Genomic DNA, 18,868 nt, shown 5'->3' on the forward strand with positions numbered 1-18,868 from the left:
TCCTCCTATTAAATTTTAATCAGAAGGGACCCCCATTGATTTATCATTTTCTACTACTTAAACAATCTTTACGCCTTTTTTCAAAACAGATTTCACATGGTTAACGCCGAATAAATATTGTAATTCTTGATAGTTTTTAACATTCCATAATACAATGTCCGCTTGTTTTCCAACTTCAAGTGAGCCGATTTGATCTTGGCGATTAATAGCACACGCAGCATTATATGTTGCTGCTGTTAAGCTTTCAGCCGGAGTAAGTCTCATTGAAATACAAGCTAAGTTCATTACAAGTGGCATGGAAGTTGTTGGCGAAGAACCTGGATTGCAGTCAGTTGAAATAGCTACAGCTACCCCTTCATCTACCATTTTTCTTCCTTTTGCAGCATCTTCACGTAAATAAAGTGCTGTTGCAGGAAGAAGACAAGCAATTGTTCCTGATTCAGCCATTGCAGCAATACCTTCATCAGAAGCTTTTAATAAATGCTCGGCTGAAATAGCACCAACTTTTGCAGCTAATTCCGCTCCGCCATACGGTTCAATTTCATCAGCATGAATTTTTGGAATTAGATCATATTTCTTACCTGCTTCTAAAATTCGCTCTGATTGTTCTGGCGTAAATACACCTTTTTCGCAGAAAACATCATTAAATTCAGCTAGTTTTTCTTCTGCGACGATTGGTAGCATGTCGTTAATTAAGTGATCAACAAATTCATCTTCTCGTCCTTTAAACTCTTTCGGCACTGCATGAGCACCCATAAAAGTAGGAACTAATTCAACTGCATGCATATATTTTAATTTTTTCATCACTCTTAACTGCTTTAGCTCGGTTTCTAAATCCATTCCATAACCGCTCTTACTTTCTACAGTTGTCACACCGTGTGCAATGAATGAATCTAGACGACGCATTGTTTGTGCCATCAATTCTTCTTCAGTCGCTTCACGAGTCATGCGGGCAGTCGCATGAATTCCGCCACCTGCATTCATAATATCCATATATGTTGCACCTTCAAGACGCATTTCAAATTCACGCTCTCGGCTTCCACCATACACAACATGTGTATGTGGATCCACTAGACCAGGAGTAACAAGTTGGTTTGATGCATCAACTACTTCTGCTTCATGAATTTTTTCTGCATAGCGAGTTTGAATTTCTTTTGTTGTACCAACAGCTTGGATAACTCCATCTTCAATCCATAAGCTACCGTCTTCAATTAAACCAAGCTCTGACATTGCTTCCTTTGAGCGAGGTCCTTTCACTTTTGAAGCAAGCGTTGCTAATTGAGCTGCATTTTTAATCCAAATTGGTTTTGTCATTACTTATCAGTCCCTTTATCAAGCATTGGAATATTTACTCCTCTTTCACGAGCAGTTTGTTTAGCTAGCTCATAACCTGCATCTGCATGACGAACTACACCCATTCCAGGGTCAGTTGTTAATACGCGCTCAATACGTGCTTCTGCTTCTTTTGTACCGTCTGCAACAATTACAACACCAGCGTGTAAAGAGTAACCCATTCCTACTCCACCACCGTGGTGAACTGATACCCAAGTAGCTCCACCAACTGCATTAATCATTGCATTTAAGATTGGCCAGTCAGCTACTGCATCTGATCCATCCATCATGCTTTCAGTTTCACGGTTTGGAGATGCTACTGAACCTGAATCTAAGTGGTCACGTCCAATTACGATTGGAGCTTTTAATTCGCCACTTGCAACCATATCATTCAAGATTTTACCGAAACGAGCGCGCTCTCCATAACCTAACCAGCAAATACGAGAAGGTAAACCTTGGAATTGAACTTTTTCCTGAGCCATACGAATCCAATTACATAAATGCTCATTATCAGCAAATTCACGTAAAATAGCTTGGTCAGTTTTGTAAATATCTTCAGGATCACCTGATAATGCTACCCAGCGGAAAGGTCCTTTACCTTCACAGAATTGTGGACGGATATAAGCTGGAACGAATCCTGGGAAATCAAATGCATTTTCTACTCCTTCATCCTTCGCAACTTGACGGATGTTATTACCGTAATCAAATGTCACAGATCCTTTTTCCATCATTTCAAGCATTGCTTTTACATGAGTTGCCATTGAAGCTTTTGAACGAGCAACATAAAGTTCTGGATTTGAAGCTCTTAATTCTGCAGCTTCTTCTAATGACATCCCTGATGGTGTATAACCGTTTAATGGATCATGAGCTGACGTTTGGTCAGTTAATACTTCTGGAATAAAGTTTCTAGCAATCATTTCTGGTAAAATATCAGCAGCATTTCCTACAAGTCCGATTGATAATGCTTTTCCTTCTTTTTTCGCTTCTTCAGCTAGACGTATTGCTTCATCTAATGAATTTGTTTTTACATCCGTATATCTTGTTTCAATACGACGATCGATTCTAGTTTCATCTACATCGATCCCGATACAAACTCCGCCATTCATTGTAACAGCAAGTGGTTGAGCTCCACCCATTCCACCTAGACCAGCAGTAACAGTAATTGTACCTGCAAGTGTGCCATTGAAATGTTGTTTTGCTAATTCAGCAAATGTTTCGTAAGTTCCTTGAACAATACCTTGAGAACCGATATAAATCCAGCTACCTGCTGTCATTTGACCGTACATCATTAAACCTTTTTTATCTAACTCATGGAAAGTATCCCAATTAGCAAAAGCAGGTACTAGATTCGAGTTAGCAATTAAAACACGTGGTGCATCAGTATGAGATTTAAAAATCGCTACTGGTTTACCAGATTGAACTAATAATGTTTCATCGTTTTCTAAATTCTTTAATGAATCAACAATCGCATCGAAGCACTCCCAGTTACGAGCTGCTTTCCCAATTCCACCATATACAACAAGATCTTCTGGACGCTCTGCTACATCTGGATCTAAATTATTCATTAACATACGAAGAACTGCTTCTTGTTGCCAACCTTTTGTATTTAATTCCGTACCTCTATATCTAACTACTTTATCGACTGTAACCGTATTCATAATTTAATACCCCCTTGATGTGATATTTTCAGTCTAACACGAATTTTCCGATATTTTATTATAAAATAGTGATTATTTTATAATTTATTTCACTACCCTTAACTTTAATTTATATTTTTATAAACTATTTCATTTTCTATTAATTAATTAGTCTATTTTAAATGAAAACTATAACTATAAAAAAGGGATAAAATAAGTGATGTTGAATTCATTAATTGATTAATTCGAAAGGTGGTATCGTCATGAAATCAACCGTTTCCCCAATTGCTAATAAAGTTAACTACGTTTTTATCCATGTAAAGGATCTAAAAAAATCAGTTAATTGGTATTGTAAACTCCTTGGTATTACGCTCGATAGTAGCCAGATTGAATCCCCAGTTTTCAACATCCCAGTAACAGGTACTACTGGACTTACATTAGATGATCATAATTTTGATCCTAATTTTAAGTTTGAACCTTCAAAAAATGTGTTATTTAATTTCCACACTGAAAATATAGACGTTGCTTATAACTTTATGAAAAAAAATAATATTACAATCGTAAAAGAAATTGAACGTATTGGAGAATTTGCCTATTTTAACTTTGAAGATTTGGATGGGAATGTGTTAATGATTTGTACTAGTTAATATGGGAGAATGGTAGGAGAAAATCCAAAATTTAAAGCCTGTATGATCGATTATTTTGTAAATCGACGATACAGGCTATTTTTAAGCATTTTTATATAATTTACGGATCATTCTGATTTGGCCACGGTGATTGATTTCGTCCTCAAATACATGAAACCATTTAAAATAATTTGTAGCTTTTGCTCTTCCAAACTCTGTCTGCTCATATAACCACTCATCTGAAAGTGAATTAAATTTTGCATAAGTTTCTTCTCGAACCGAGTTTAAAAGATTAATATAATAGTCTGCATCATTGCCTTTAATCGTCTTTCTAGCATGATCATCTAAATCTAAACCAGGTAACCATTTCACTTCTTCTTCTAAATTTAAATCTCGATTTTCAAATGTATTAAGCTGATACCAATACTCAACTCCTGCCATATGAGTTAATAACATCCCAATGGTATTACCTGTTGGGGTATGCAAATAATCTAACTCCTCCACTGAAATATCTTTAATAGCTTCCAAAGTTGTATATCTTACATAATTCATCATTGAAATTAATGTATTAAAATCTCCTTTTACGCCGTCTTGTTCTCCAACCAATAGTAATTTGTTCCATTCGTACATAGTTGCAACCTCTTTCATTTTCTCTACATAAAATTTGATTTTATAATAATTAATAAATTGAAAAAAGTTAATTATGATGCATCAGCATGAAGTCGATGCTTTTTACAGCAATTACACTGAAATAAATAACCTTGTAAATTACCATCATTTTTCAAATTATCTTTAAACTCTTGAATGGATAATCCATACTCTTCACATAACCTGTTTAGATCAGCCTCTATTTCATTTTCTAAATGCTGAACTTCTTCCCATCCAACATAATCAATAATCGAACAAAAATCTCCACAATGACTAAGCCAATATTCTTGTTGCCACCCTGTATAGCCAGGAGTTCGATAAATCAATTCATCTACAAATTCATCACTGTCAACTTCATCACAAGATTCTAGGTCTTGAAATTCCCCATCATATTTTTGTGCTGCTGAACCATCTGCAATGCACCATGGACAAATACCTTCAACATCTTCCTCTGAGAAAAATGGACCTTCATAAACAAAATTCCGTTTTTGTTCACAAACAGGACAAATTGTCACTTCTTCAACTATGACACCTAATTTTATTGAATTTGGATTGTATTTAAAATTTGGTAGTTTCACTATTTTACCGCTTTTTCTAGTTAATTTAACGCTCTTATGTTTTCACTGTTACATTATACTAATATGACAAAAAAAGACTACTATAGCAATAGTAGTCTTTTAGTGGTATACGTTAGTGTTTTAAACAACATCCTACAATCCTGATCGATAAACTAAAGGAGTACACCCCTCAAGTTGTTTGAACTTTGCATTAAAATATGATTGGTGAGAATAGCCAACTAATCTTGAGATTTCATCTAGTGGTAAGTCTGTTTCATCTAATAATCGTTTTGCTTCTCTAATTCGCACTTCATGGAGCGTCTCTCTAAACGAATGATTTGATTCGGCTGCAAAGCGACGGCTTAGTGTGCTTTTATTAATTCGAAGTGCATCAGCACAATCCGTTAAACTCCATCCTGCATCCCAATAATTCGATTCAATTAGCTCCCTTGTTTTCTCAACTAATGTACGATGACCTTCTTGGGAAGAATCATGACCTTGTAGTAATAGACTTGTTGTAAAATCAAGCAACTCTTGAACAATTTGATAGATGATCGGTCCATGTACAATTTTTTGGAAAATGTCATAATAAGTTCCTTCCCATGATGCATTTTGAAGATTATTTGACTTCATATATCTTCTTATTTGTGCAAGAACACTTGTTAATCGGATTCGGACAATTTCTGGATCTGGGTATGGCTGCTGAAAGGTTAAAAATTCTCGTTCCATCCAGTCTCGAATCGCTTTTGCATCTCTTTTTTCTAGCATTTCAATCCAGTGGCGTTGCTCTAGAGGTGTAAGGAATGGATCCTTCTCTTGATATGGCATTGGTTCGTTTTCAGCCAAAATAATATCATAACCTTCAAAGAAGATTCTTCGTGTTAACTGAAGTGTTTGCTCGAAAATATCTTTTAATGTTTCCTCCCTTGCTCCAACTTTCATGACGATCGCAAGAGGCTCATCCATCATTTCTTTCCAACGAGCAAGAAATGCATTATATTCGTCCTGCAATAACACTTCATCAATTTCATGTACACATAAAATAAAGTCAGACCCTACGAATAAACGATTTTTCCCGGTAAAAGGATTTCGTTCTAATGCTTTATAGACAAGAGGTAGCGTCCCAGAATTTGGTGTCAAAAATGCAACCATCGTAATCGGACCATCATACATTCTTTCATTCAAAAAAAGGTCAGGATAATCTATATTAAATGGGTTTATTTCTTCATTAATGTTTCTAGTAAAGTATCTTTCTTTATTACGAATTTGATAGCGTAATTGTTGTATATGCTTAATTAAATCAGTTGGAGAAAACGGGCGAAACAATACATCCTCTGCTCGATATTGTAATGCAAGATAGGCAGTTTGAAAAATTCGCTCAGATGAAATCCCTAACCAACGAATTGAAAATTTTTGGATTAAATCACCAAATCTTTCACTCTCATTTTTCCAATGATCCATATCAAATATGACCAGGTCAGGCTGCTGCTTTTGAATAGCCTTTTCAAATTCTCCCATCGTTTTCCAAGAAACAAGGTTAATACCAGTAAAGTGCGATTCCACGACCCACCTAATCCCTGAAGCTTCTAACTCATCTTTTGCAACTAAATGAATTTCCATCGTGTTTCACCTTCACTTCTAGCTTTTTTATATCATAATAGCAAATTTATTTTGTTTTTGTAGATTAAAAACGCTTAATTAATCGTTTTTAATGAAATAGTATTTGAAGTGATTGTTAAATCTCAAATTTTCCTTCTAAAAAAAAGCACCTCAAAAGTGTGTAAACTTTTGAGGCACTACTAATGAGTATTATTTCTGATTATACGGTGTAACAGGAGGCATGATATGTACTTTTTTATTTGGATAGATTCTTGCAATCACTGTTGATTGTGATAATCGTTTAATATCTTTGCCAGGTAGCTCCATTGATACACCATTCAGTGCAGTCTTATAAACATGCCTAATCGTATACGGTACATGTTGATCTCCTAGAAGTGTTTTTAATTCTTCCTGAAATTTTGCATGACTTTCTTCTACTTGCTTAGTTGCCTCTTCCAAAGTAAGTTGTTTTCCAGCTGCCTCTGCTTCCTTTACAGCTACCACAGCAGGCTTTGTTTTAAATTCAATAATAATCGAAGTCATTTGATTCGTTGAAAAATCGATTGATGGATCTACAAAAAAAGAAGGGTTCATTGTAACATTCGCCACCTTTGTCTCATCTGAAATTTTAGTTGTATTAAGTGTATTCCCATTACATCCGCTCATGATAAAAAGCATTAAAATAAATAAAATACTTCCTCTATAAAAATTCTTCATATTTACTTACATCCCCTTCAAAAACTGTTTAATAAAAAAAGACAATCTATCAGGATTTTATCCTTTAGAGTGTCCTTTCAAACATTATTTAGCGTAGATAAACAAAGTATACGAGTAACGAACATTTATTACATCCTATAGTTATCATTCAAAAATTCAATATGATAATTAATCGTCCTTAAATATTGTTTTGTTGTATCTTTGGAGAGACTTTTAATCCTCTTTAACATATGAACACTTAATACTTTTTCATTGTTATAAATTCTATATTTTTTTAAAGTTGAAAGTCTATGATTATATTGACTTGCTTTTACTTCATTTAGTTTTTTTACATTTATTAGATAATCTGTAAAGTTCATAATTGCCCCTCCTACTTATATAGAACAACGATTTTTCGTAAAAAGAACTAGTCCTATTATTAAAACCTACTTAGGACTAGTTCTTTGTATCATTCTATTTAGCATGTCTACTAATTATACCTCTAAAGTTTTATTTGTTTTCTTCCACAAGATTCATTGGTACTAGGAGATGGACTCCCCCCTAAGGTGAGCTAGTTATCTTATATTTCACTAATCTAAAGCATATATAAAAACCCCTCTAGCAGACTACTATAGCTATCTACTAGAAGGGTTTGTCTCATTTAATTATTTAATTGATCCCTAACTCTTCCTTAATATCATCAATCGTTTTACCCTTATATTTTTTAACCGGTTTTGGTGCATCCCCAACCGTTGGATTTTGCATTAAGTAATTTTTCTCAAAGAAAGCAAAATCTTTTGCATCAACAATATTATCAAAATTAATATCTGCGCTTCGTTTATTCGTACCCCAATATGTTTGGATGTATAATGCATCCATTAAATCGATTACATTGTCTTTGTTAACATCTCCTGCAATTGGTGTACTAAAGTTTACTTCTGGATTCCAGTGTGCAGTTGGCGTACCTTCGTCATCTAAAAAGCCTACATGGAAAGGCACATACATTGTGAAATGACCGGGTATATCAAGTGAAGCATTCATTTCTTCTAATGTAACTGGTAACTTTTCAATGGATGGTAAACCTAATGAACTAATGACTCCCGGATAGCTTTTTCCGCTTTGATCCTTTACAGAAAGAACCGCTCCAATTTTTGAAGGGTCTACCCTCCACGAATTTCTACCTTCTCTTTTCAATGAATCCGGTATACTAATGCCACCAGATATTTTTGATTTAATTGGTTGGCTCCAAATTGGTGTAATTGTTGAAAACATGGAGATCGTTTGGTTTGTCTCATTTACATAAGACGCTGTTGGTGATTTGAAAGTTGATAGCATATTAAACGTGTCATCTTTTATCCTTAATGTTACTTCTGCAAAAGGTACATCACCTGTTACTTTACTGTCTGTCATTTCTACATTTACTTTTAAAGAACCAGTTGGAACAGAGGTAGTTGTCAGTTTAGCAGTACCAAACTTTTCAATCGCCGGATTCAATTTCACGTCTAAAACCTCTAATTGGCTACTTGTAAATGCAAAACTAGTATCAAGCTTTTTCGCATCTATAAGATTACTAGCCGTTAATGTCACCTTAATATTTTCACCTTGATTTACGATCTTTTTATCTACACTTCCATATACAATTGGAGTGCCTTCCGGAATAAAAGTATAGTATTTATAACGGTCACCGATCGCCGCTGAATTATACCCTGCAAGTTCTACATTAAAGCTTTTCGCACTTATTGGAATATTGTATGTGAAGTTTCCGGTTGCATCCACGTGAAATCCGTTTGTAAATAATGAACTATTATTCTTTTCCATGACGAAATTGCCAGATTGATTGATTGAAATGCCTTGTTTTCTGTATTCATCCTGAGTCATATCAAACACTTTACCTGAAATTGGATAAGACGTCGTACCAGGCTTATACTCGATTACTCCTTCTTCTAAATCTGTTGTAAATTTGGGACCTGTAATATCAATCATTGTATGGTCAATCATCGTAAAAGTTTTACCGTCTCGATTTGTACCAATTATTTTTACTTTATAATGTCCAGGTCCATACGGTACCTTAACCTTTGTAGTTGATATTGGTTGCTTCGGATTTCCAGTGAATGGAAAATAATAGCCTCCAAATACTCCGTCTTGATAATAATCCGTATTTTCATTCATCTGAGATGAATGAATTGTTCCTAAATAGCCAATCTCTTGATCTGTTTCACTGTCTAATAAGACAAAATCAATTGTTTCCATACTCGATCTAGTGTTGAAAACTACTCCTGTTGTGTAATTTAATAAAGGATAGAAATTATTGTAGTCTGAAGTCTGCATCTTATTGTATGTTTCCATTGAATTAAATCCATCTTTTACATAATGAACACCAAATGGAATTTGATAGTTTTCAGTTGAATCAGCATTATTTGTAAATACAATATAGCCTTCGTAAATTCCTTTTTCCGCAGATTTTGGAATGTTTAAATTTAGTTTAATAGATTTTGAACTAATTCCATTTAACTTTACTGATGTTGGACCTGATATCGCTACATTATTTTTTGCAGCATCTTTTGAACCTCTAAGACCTGTTTGGAATTTAGCTTCGATACTAAAGGTTTTTGCTTTTTCACTTCTATTTTTTAATGTAATATTTCGTGCTGAAGTTTGATCTTTATCATTAAAGCTAATTGAACCAAAACTCATTGCACCAGTTAACTCACTAATTGATTTTTCTTTTCCATCAATAATTGTTGGTGTTTTATCAACAACACTAAATTCAACATTTGAATGAATAGCTTCATAAGCATCTACTCTTCCACTACCAATCTCATATACACTGTAATCTTTCGATAAAGGATCAGCCGTATTCATTAGGATTGATTTTAAGTCTGCAGGTTTTAAATCTTTATTTGATTGAAGTAATAATGCTGAAACTCCTGCAACATAAGGAGTTGCCATTGATGTACCAGATAAGCGTTCATAAGCGATTTTATAATCTTCAGGCTTCGTACCGTCTGCTGCTTTATTATTTACATAAAATGGAACAGTTGAAAGAACCGCGACACCAGGTCCAGTAATTTCGGGCTTTATGTCATAATTCACTCTTGAGGGACCTCTTGAGCTAAATACTGCTAATTCATCATCTGGTGTTTTAACTTTCGTGAAATCACCAAATGTGAAATCAGTATTACCAGATTTCATCGCTGTTGAGATAGCCAATCCGTCTTCATATGAAACTGAAAAACTAGGAATTGAATTGACAGATTCACCTAAATACGCTTGGATAAGTCCTTCTGCTTTATTCACTTCATTATTATAAATAATAACGCCAGCTGCGCCTTTACTTTTTGCTAGTTTAATTTTATCGACGAATGCTGTTTCCCCACGGGAGATAAAAGCTATTTTTCCGTTTACATTTTTACCATTATAATCTGCTACTTTTCCAAGCCCGACATCTACTAATTTAAACGTTTTTCCTTTTAATGAATTTAAGTCATCTGTATAATTTCTTGCCATTTCTCTTACAGTATAATTTTTACCATTTTGTAGTCCAGCAAACTGAAACATATTAATCGCTGTTGATGAAGCTCCAACAGTTAATGCTAAAGCTGATGAACCTGGAGATCCAAGCGTATACATTTGATCTCCACTATTCCCTGCAGCTACTACAGCAGTTACACCGCTTAAAACTGCATTATTTACAGCCACTGATGTAGCATAAAGAGGATCATTAATTGACGCTCCTAAAGACATATTAATGATATCCATACCATCTGCCACAGCTTTGTCTAACGCAGCAATAATATTAGCAGTTATTCCACTACCATATGGTCCTAACACTCGATAAGCATAAAGATCTGCTTCCGGTGCAGCACCCAGTGTTTTATACTCACTATTAGCAACACCACGACCACCAATAATTCCAGCAACGTGCGTACCGTGTTCAGTATAATATGTATTTGATCCAGCAAGCTCTGGTTGACCTGATTTTTTCCAATCCGCATATGTAGTTTCCATCGGGTCGCTATCATTATTAACGAAATCATAACCACCTTTATATGCATCTTTTAAATCAGGGTGATTATAATCAATTCCAGTATCAAGAATTCCGATTTTGATTCCTTTTCCTGTAAAACCTTCTGCATGCAAGCGATCTAAGCCATCATATGGAGAATAATTTGCTACATTAAACTCATCAGCCTTTAACTGTTCATTATTTTCTGCCTGTTTAGGTGGATCAATTGAAAACTTTTCATTCTTCCAAACAGCTTTAACCGCTTTTAATTTTAAAAGGTTTTTAATTTGATTGGCCGGTATGCTCATCGCTACACCATTGAAAGCATGCTTGTATGAGCGATTAATTTTAAAATTTACTTTTGATTTTTTTTCATCAACTAAAATCTTACTTACATCTTCTTGGAAATTCTCATGGTCCTGTTCAACTAGTTTAGAAGCTTCAGACTGCGATAATTGTTGACCTTCTGCACTTGCTTCTATTTGTGCAACTTTTGCCGGTTTATTGGCAAACTCAACGATTACACTTGTTTGTTCATTGGAATTTAAATCTATATCCGATATTTGCAGACCTTTCGACTCATTTGTTGATAGCTCATTTAAAGCTGCCCTTTGCGTTGGTGTTAATTTCGCAAGAATATCTTCTGCTTTTGAATAACTTTCAGCTTTTGAAACATGATTTACATTTCCTAAAGAGGCAAAAATCAAACTTGATGATAGCGCTACGACACCCATACCTTTTAGAAAATTTCCTTTATATAAATTACTCCCCATCCTCTTCCTCCTATTTTCCGACTACGTAATCAATTATTCTGAAAATTCAATCGGAGGTCAAACGGGTTATTTTAATGCTGTAACATCAACACTTTTAAAAAAACTGACTACTTTCGACTATTTTCGATACAAAAATGAGGAAGAATTTGTGTAAATTTGGAGAAAAAGTCGTTGAAAAAAAAAAAAAATCCTATTGAAATTTCAATAGGATTTTAATAAATAGCCTAATTTAAACCAAAAACAAATTAGCTTTATTTATAAAACTTTAATTTAATTGATTCATCGTCACAGAAAAGATATAGCTTTGATACTTATCACAGCCTTCATACTTAAATCTCTTTCCGTCTTTTGTATACGCTCTACCATCTTCTTGAAAACCTAAATCGTGTAAAACGTCTTTAATTGAACCATTTTCGTAATCTTTTCCAACCTGGAATTCGATACTCAAGTAACTCACCCTTTTACTAGTTTTTATTATTTATTTTGGTAATTTTAGGGTGATTTTATACTTAGTTGGACAATTACTAATTTTTCGGAGTTCAGTGAATTTCTTATTTCTAGAATAATATCATCATAATCTCTTTCGATACGAGGCCAACTAGTCGGTTAAAAATGATAAATGAATACTAAAACTAGGAAAGCAGAAATTCTTTACCTTTTCTGCTTTTTTTGTATTTCCGTCCTAACTTCAAACTAAAACAGAAAACAATTATTTACTAATATAATAATTTTAATACTTTTTCTCTCCATAGAGTCCAATTTTTTGAGTTAATTTTAACCAAAATCATACATATTCTTAATAAAATTCGATTTTTTATTTACCATTTTTTAACTAAAATTGATACTTTTTAACTATTTTAAAGATTCTGAATTATTTTTTCTTCGATATTTCCGCTTATTTTTCCCTCACAAAATGCAAAATTTGCCGAATTTTGTAGTTTGATAAACCAGTTTTTCAGATGATACGATGAATTCCTCAATACCACATTGTTAACCAAGGGGAGGAATTTTTAATGAACAAAAAAGTTTTAGCGGTTGGATTATCGGTAGGTTTGGCGGCAAGTAGTTTATCAGTAACTAATACATATGCTGCACCAAAAAATGTATTATCAAATTACAAGTACAACAAATCAGTGGGATCTCCTGAATTCGTTTCTGGACAACTGACAAAACCATCAGCTAAAAATGCTGAAGGCGTTGTAAAAGCTTATGTAAATGCTAACAAAGATAAGTTCAAACTAGGATCGAAGTCTGCAGATGATTCGTTCATTGTTCAGTCTAGTAAAAAAGATACTTACGGTACTGCTCTTCACCTACAACAAGTTTATAACGGTGTTCCTGTATGGGGATCAACTCAAACGGCAGTAGTTGGAGATAATGGAGTTCTAACTGTTTTCTCTGGTACAGTTATTCCAAACTTAGATACTAAAAAAGGGTTAAAATCTACTAAAAAAGTTAACGCTAATAAATCGATCAAAATCGCAGAAGCAGACCTTGGATATACCCCTGACTATGAAAAAGACCCTACAGCTCAACTAGTAGTTTATACAAATGGTGATAATGCAACTTATGCTTATCTAGTAAACTTAAACTTCCTTTCTCCAAAACCTGGAAACTATAATTATTTCATTGAAGCTTCAACTGGTAAAATTTTAAATAGCTACAATAGTATTGATACAATGGATAGCATCCATGCTGCTAGTAAATCAGCTGGATCATCAGTTGCTAAACCATCAGTTACTGGTACAAATGTAACTGCAACAGGTAAAGGTGTACTTGGTGATACAAAAACATTAAATATGACTCAATCTGGTTCAACTTATTATTTACAAGACAATACTAGAGGAAACGGTATTTTCACATATAATGGAGCTAATCGTACAACTCTTCCTGGAACGCTTTTATCAAGCACTGACACACTACTAAATAGCACAGCTGAAGCTGCGGCAGTTGATGCACATTATTATGCTGGAAAAACATACGACTACTATAAAACTGTTTTTGGACGTAATTCATTTGATGGTAATGGTGCTGCTTTAAAATCAACTGTCCATTATAGCCGTAGTTATAACAATGCATTTTGGAACGGTTCTCAAATGGTTTATGGTGATGGTGATGGAACAACATTTACTTACTTATCAGGTGGACTTGACGTAGTAGCGCATGAGTTAACTCACGCTGTTACAGAAAGAAGCTCTAACTTAATCTATCAAAATGAATCTGGTGCATTAAACGAAGCTATTTCGGATATTTTTGGAACTGTTATTGAGTTCTATAATAATAACAATCCAGATTACGAGATTGGTGAGGATATCTACACACCAGGTATTGCTGGTGACTCACTTCGTTCAATGAGTGACCCAACTAAATACGGTGATCCAGATCACTACTCAAAACGTTACACTGGAACTTCTGATAATGGAGGCGTTCATACAAATAGTAGTATCATCAATAAAGCTGCTTACTTAATTGCAGTAGGTGGAACTCATTACGGTGTATCTGTAACAGGCATCGGTAATGATAAACTAGCTAAAATTTTCTATCGTGCAAATACAGTTTACTTAACTTCTTCAGCAACATTTAGTCAAGCTCGTGCAGCACTTGTACAATCTGCTGCTGACTTATATGGTGCAAGCTCTGCTGAGGTAACAACTGTTAATAATGCATTTGATGCAGTTGGTGTAAAATAATTTCAATTTACATTTTGAGTTAAATAAAAAGCCGATTTCCATAATAGAAGGAAATCGGTTTTTATAATTTATAGCAGTAGTAGATTAGAGACCTAACTCTTCCTTAACAATCTCTAATGTTTTCATTTTATATTTACTTTTTGGTTTTGGTGCATTTTGCACTGAAGGATTTTGCATTAAGTAGTTTTTTTCTACAAATGCAAAGTCTTTTGCATCTACTTTACCATCCATATTAATATCTGCACTTCGTTTGTTTGTTCCCCAGTATGTTTGAATATATAGTGCATCCATTACGTCAATTACGTCGTCTCCATTTACATCTCCACCAAGTAATAATGGAAGATTAATCTTTTTAAATTGACCAGTTAATTCACCTTTTTCATTTAACATACCAATATTAAAATCATAAAGACTTCTAAAATGTCCAGGAACTTTAACAGTTAATCGTAACGGTTGATCAGTAAGGGCTAAATGTAAAGCTTCAATTTTTCCAAACTTATTAAAAATTTGGTCATACTTATTTCCCGTAGAATCTTGGACCGACACTTCCGCTCCTACTAAACTGTAATCTCTCTTACTATCAAATGCTCCACTACTAGTTAATAAACCTTCAGCATATAAAATAGATTTCATTTTCGAATATGTTGGAACTAAATCAACATATGGTGAATTTGTAATAAGAGAAGTTGTTTTTCCTGATCGGTTTACATATGAGCTAGATGCATAAATAAGACTACTATCTGGTCTGATTTCAAAGTTATAATCTTTTACTTTATACGTAACTTCTGCTAGTGGGATATCTCCGTTTAAAGTTTGCGTATTATTATCAGAAGCTTCTACAGTCACACTATTACCTACAGTTTTAGTAAACTTTATCTCTCCAAGTTTACTAGAGTCTGGATGAAGTGCAATATCCTCAATCGATAAAAAGTCTGATGGAACGCTTAAATTTACCGTACCTTTCTTAAAATCGACAGCATTTTTTAAAACGATTTTTGCTTTAACAAGATCATCCGGTTTCGCCGTATCTTTATCTACAACCGCTGTCAAATATGGTGTACCTTTTTTCAAGATTTTAATTGTTTTAGGAATGACACTACCGTTTCCGGCAGAATCGGTAACTACTAATTTTACAATCTTTACCCCCAAGCCTATTGGTACATCATATTTAAACGTACCATCCTTATTAACAGGTATTTCAACAGGAATATCTCCTTGTGCTATATCGTAGACCTTGTTAGCAGATTGATCAATTTTCATTCCAGCTGCTTTATAATCCTCTATATCCTGGTCGAACACTGAGCCAGTTATGGTAACAGATTTTTGTCCTTCCTCATATTCAATTATATCCCCTACTGGACCATCAATTGTATATTTAGGCTTTCTGTTATCAATAATTAAATTACGGTATGTTATGAACTGTTTACCAGTGTCGGATGTTGCAAGCATTTTGATCTTATAAAAACCTTCACCCAACACAACGCTTGTAGAACTTATACCGTTCGGAGATGTTTTATCAAAAGGATAATACGTACCATTAAAGAGACTTATATTAACTAAATCACCTTCATTTAAGCTAAATCCATTCACTGTTCCAAGAAAACCTATTTCCTGATTTGTCATTCCATCTTCCAAAATGAAATCAATATTTCTACTATTTGATTTCATTTGAACCTGAGCAGTTATCGCCTTAATTGTGTTAGGACTTGAATATGAATCTCTATAATGGTCTTCGGATAACCCAGTTGATGATGGTTCAAAAACTGCTATTCCTTCTTCAACAACATGTACTGCAAAAGGTACTTTATATGTTTCTTTTTGATCTTTCTGATTTGTATAGATGATAAATCCCTCATAATTACCTTTTTCTGCAGTTTTCGGTATGAAGATTGAAGCATTGGTATTTTTTTGTGAATTTGCAGGTAGCTTAATGGTCGGTTCGATAGAGAGCTTTACTCCATTTTTGTCGGCATCTTTAGATCCTCTTAGTCCTGTTTGAAATTTAACTGCTACATCAAATGTTTTTGCCTCACTACCTATATTTTTAATTACAACTTTACGTTCTTCGTTAACATCTTCACTTAGATCGACTGAACCAAAGCTAAGAGCACCCGTTTCATCTTTAATTGATTTTTCTTTTCCATTTTTTAAAATTGGTGTTTCATTTTGAACTTTCACTTCAATGGATGAATGCACCGCTTTATAAATATCTACTCGACCTGCACCTGATTCAAACACGCTATAATCCTTACTTAATGGAGTAGCTGTATTCATTAGAATCGCTTTGACATCACTTGGCTCTATGTTTGGTTTTGCTTGGAGTAAAAGTGCCGCCATCCCTGCAACATTTGGTGTTGCCATGGATGTACCTGAGAGACGTTCATACGCATACTTATAATCATTTGGCGTATTTTTATTGATCATATAAGCTGGCACTGTAGAAAAAACGCTTACACCTGGGGCTGTAACTTCTGGTTTTATATCGTAAGTAACTCGAGCTGGTCCACGTGAACTAAAATCCGCTAACTCATCTGCTTTCGTTTGAATTTGTCCAAGTTCATTAAAAGTAAATTTACTTGTTGTATTAATCTTTGATTTCAATGCTAAACCTTGCGCGTTCGTTAAGGTGAAAGTTGGAATATAATCTAATCCATCACCTAAATAAGCAGGTATTAGTCCCTCATCTGGATTATTATTAAAAAGTAATGCAGCTACTGCACCGTTTTGTTTTGCAAATTTAACTTTATCTCCTAAAGTAATATTATTCCCGCGACTAATTAATGCAATTTTCCCCTTTACATCTTTATTCTTATAATCCGACTGTGCACCATAACCTACTTCAATTATTGAATAGGATTGGCCATTTAATTGCTCAACATGATCTGTATATCCTTTTGCCATTTCTTGCAAGTCAGTTGAAATTGAGTCAGTACCTGTTTGTAGTACACTCTTATATGTATGTAAATTATTTGGTTCATTACTTGCGCCTACAGTTAAAGCAAGTGCTGCAGTACCTGGAGAACCTAATGTGTACATATCATTTCCGCTGTTTCCTGCAGCGATAACTGCTGTAACCCCGCTGAGTACTGCTTGATTAATTGCAATACTTGTGGAATACAGAGGATTATTTATTCCTGCACCTAAAGATAAATTAATGACATCCATCCCATCTGCTACAGCTTGATCAATCCCTGCCAAAACACTAGAATCTGTACCAGAACCATAATGCCCTAATACACGGTATGCATGTAACTCAACATCTGGTGCAATACCTTTCATTTTAATATCCCCGTCATTTTTTCCTTGACCAGCGATGATTCCTGCGACATGCGTACCATGTTCAGTATAATACGATGCTCCTGTAGCCCAGTAAAATTCGGCAAAACCGGATTTTTTCCAATCTTCGTATGTTGTTTCCATCGGATCATTGTCATTATCAATAAAATCGTATCCACCTTTATATACATCCTTTAAATCTGGATGATTATAGTCGATACCTGTATCAATTACTCCTACTTTAACTCCCTTTCCAGTAATACCTTCCTGATGAAGCTTATCTACTCCTAGAAAAGAAAGGGCTGATTCATTGCTTGATCCTCCAGCTTGTAATCCTTCTTGAGTATTATCTACATCTGCATGTACCTCTTCATTACTCCAAACTGCTTTAACAGCTTTTGATTTTAGTAGATTTTTTATTTGATTTGCTGGAAGACTCATTGAAACACCATTAAAAGCATGCTTAAATGAACGATTTACTTTGTAATTTACACTTTTATGATTTTCTTCGGTTAATACTTGTCCTAAATCTTTTGAAAAAGTTGCATGGTCTTGATCAACAAGGTTTGATGCCTCGTTCTTTGTGAGCTGTTTACCATTTAAAGAAGATTCAAGCTGAGCGACTTTTGCAGGTTTATTATTAAATTCGACAATAACGCTCGTTTGAGTAGTAGAATCTAAATCAATATCTTGATTAACTTGTAGCCCTGTCTCATTACTTGTTGAAAGCTGATGAAGTGCTGCTCTTTGAGCTGATGATAAATTTGCAAGCATATCTTCTACTTTCGAGTATGTTGCAGCTTTTGATGAGATTGTTACATGACTTAAGGAGCCAACAATAAAACCAGACGATAATGCTAACACTGAAAAACTTTTGACAAACTTACTTCTAGAAAAATGTTTTCCCATTCTCTACCTCCTAAAATTCAGAAACAAAAATCACTTTTATTATTAATTATTCTGAATATTCGGTCAATTGGGTTATTTATCCCTTATCAAATCAACATCTAAAAGATTTTCGACGTAAT

12 protein-coding genes are annotated in these 18,868 nt (G+C 34.3%); 2 read left to right on the plus strand and 10 right to left on the minus strand.

The window, feature by feature from the left end; genetic code table 11:
- Positions 1-57 precede the first annotated feature (57 nt).
- A complete protein-coding gene (gene hutI / locus BM319_RS10825) occupies positions 58-1,314 on the minus strand; it encodes an imidazolonepropionase (protein ID WP_091022586.1) in 1,257 nt (418 codons plus the stop codon).
- Positions 1,314-2,990, minus strand: coding sequence for a urocanate hydratase (gene hutU / locus BM319_RS10830; RefSeq protein WP_069035057.1), 1,677 nt, complete (start codon positions 2,988-2,990; stop codon positions 1,314-1,316). The genes hutI and hutU overlap by 1 nt, the downstream gene beginning before the upstream one ends.
- 242 nt (positions 2,991-3,232) lie before the next feature.
- Here hutU and BM319_RS10835 point away from each other — a divergent pair, with 242 nt between their 5' ends.
- Positions 3,233-3,616 carry a VOC family protein gene (locus BM319_RS10835; RefSeq protein WP_091022588.1) on the plus strand — a complete coding sequence of 128 codons (384 nt, stop codon included), beginning with the start codon at positions 3,233-3,235 and terminating at the stop codon, positions 3,614-3,616.
- 81 nt (positions 3,617-3,697) lie between these two features.
- On the opposite strand, the gene BM319_RS10840 is transcribed toward BM319_RS10835, so the two are convergent.
- The 7 genes from BM319_RS10840 to BM319_RS10870 form a co-directional block, all read right to left on the minus strand.
- Positions 3,698-4,225 (minus strand): DinB family protein, encoded by a 528-nt coding sequence (locus tag BM319_RS10840; RefSeq protein WP_091022590.1) that lies wholly within the window; start codon positions 4,223-4,225, stop codon positions 3,698-3,700.
- Positions 4,226-4,296: 71 nt separating this feature from the next.
- Positions 4,297-4,821 carry a CbrC family protein gene (locus tag BM319_RS10845; RefSeq protein ID WP_091022592.1) on the minus strand — a complete coding sequence of 175 codons (525 nt, stop codon included), beginning with the start codon at positions 4,819-4,821 and terminating at the stop codon, positions 4,297-4,299.
- Between the two features lie 132 nt (positions 4,822-4,953).
- The gene (locus BM319_RS10850) at positions 4,954-6,420 is read right to left on the minus strand and encodes a response regulator transcription factor (protein WP_091022594.1); all 1,467 of its coding nucleotides are present in this window, start codon (positions 6,418-6,420) and stop codon (positions 4,954-4,956) included.
- Positions 6,421-6,609: 189 nt separating this feature from the next.
- Positions 6,610-7,116 (minus strand): protease inhibitor I9 family protein, encoded by a 507-nt coding sequence (locus tag BM319_RS10855; RefSeq protein ID WP_254664633.1) that lies wholly within the window; start codon positions 7,114-7,116, stop codon positions 6,610-6,612.
- 128 nt (positions 7,117-7,244) lie between these two features.
- A complete protein-coding gene (locus BM319_RS10860; protein WP_069035062.1) occupies positions 7,245-7,475 on the minus strand; it encodes a hypothetical protein in 231 nt (76 codons plus the stop codon).
- A 289-nt stretch (positions 7,476-7,764) separates the two neighbouring features.
- Positions 7,765-11,874: a S8 family serine peptidase gene (locus tag BM319_RS10865; protein WP_091022596.1), complete on the minus strand. Its 4,110-nt coding sequence runs from the start codon at positions 11,872-11,874 to the stop codon at positions 7,765-7,767.
- 265 nt (positions 11,875-12,139) lie between these two features.
- Positions 12,140-12,322 carry a hypothetical protein gene (locus tag BM319_RS10870; protein WP_069035064.1) on the minus strand — a complete coding sequence of 61 codons (183 nt, stop codon included), beginning with the start codon at positions 12,320-12,322 and terminating at the stop codon, positions 12,140-12,142.
- Between the two features lie 565 nt (positions 12,323-12,887).
- Between BM319_RS10870 and BM319_RS10875 the strand changes: the two genes are divergently transcribed.
- Positions 12,888-14,564, plus strand: a complete 1,677-nt coding sequence (locus tag BM319_RS10875) for a M4 family metallopeptidase (RefSeq protein ID WP_069035065.1) — start codon at positions 12,888-12,890, stop codon at positions 14,562-14,564.
- An 84-nt stretch (positions 14,565-14,648) separates the two neighbouring features.
- On the opposite strand, the gene BM319_RS10880 is transcribed toward BM319_RS10875, so the two are convergent.
- Positions 14,649-18,749 (minus strand): S8 family serine peptidase, encoded by a 4,101-nt coding sequence (locus BM319_RS10880; protein WP_091022598.1) that lies wholly within the window; start codon positions 18,747-18,749, stop codon positions 14,649-14,651.
- Between the last annotated feature and the right edge of the window lie 119 nt (positions 18,750-18,868).

The organism is Bacillus sp. UNCCL81 (assembly GCF_900112535.1).
GTDB classification, from domain to species: domain Bacteria; phylum Bacillota; class Bacilli; order Bacillales; family Bacillaceae_G; genus Gottfriedia; species Gottfriedia luciferensis_B.

What these genes read in the sequence shown, in the direction of transcription:
- hutI (WP_091022586.1), bottom strand. Translation starts at nt 1,314, where the DNA reads ATGACAAAACCAATTTGGATTAAAAATGCAGCTCAATTAGCAACGCTT.
- hutU (WP_069035057.1), bottom strand. Translation starts at nt 2,990, where the DNA reads ATGAATACGGTTACAGTCGATAAAGTAGTTAGATATAGAGGTACGGAA.
- BM319_RS10835 (WP_091022588.1), top strand. Translation starts at nt 3,233, where the DNA reads ATGAAATCAACCGTTTCCCCAATTGCTAATAAAGTTAACTACGTTTTT.
- BM319_RS10840 (WP_091022590.1), bottom strand. Translation starts at nt 4,225, where the DNA reads ATGTACGAATGGAACAAATTACTATTGGTTGGAGAACAAGACGGCGTA.
- BM319_RS10850 (WP_091022594.1), bottom strand. Translation starts at nt 6,420, where the DNA reads ATGGAAATTCATTTAGTTGCAAAAGATGAGTTAGAAGCTTCAGGGATT.
- BM319_RS10855 (WP_254664633.1), bottom strand. Translation starts at nt 7,116, where the DNA reads ATGAAGAATTTTTATAGAGGAAGTATTTTATTTATTTTAATGCTTTTT.
- BM319_RS10860 (WP_069035062.1), bottom strand. Translation starts at nt 7,475, where the DNA reads ATGAACTTTACAGATTATCTAATAAATGTAAAAAAACTAAATGAAGTA.
- BM319_RS10865 (WP_091022596.1), bottom strand. Translation starts at nt 11,874, where the DNA reads ATGGGGAGTAATTTATATAAAGGAAATTTTCTAAAAGGTATGGGTGTC.
- BM319_RS10875 (WP_069035065.1), top strand. Translation starts at nt 12,888, where the DNA reads ATGAACAAAAAAGTTTTAGCGGTTGGATTATCGGTAGGTTTGGCGGCA.
- BM319_RS10880 (WP_091022598.1), bottom strand. Translation starts at nt 18,749, where the DNA reads ATGGGAAAACATTTTTCTAGAAGTAAGTTTGTCAAAAGTTTTTCAGTG.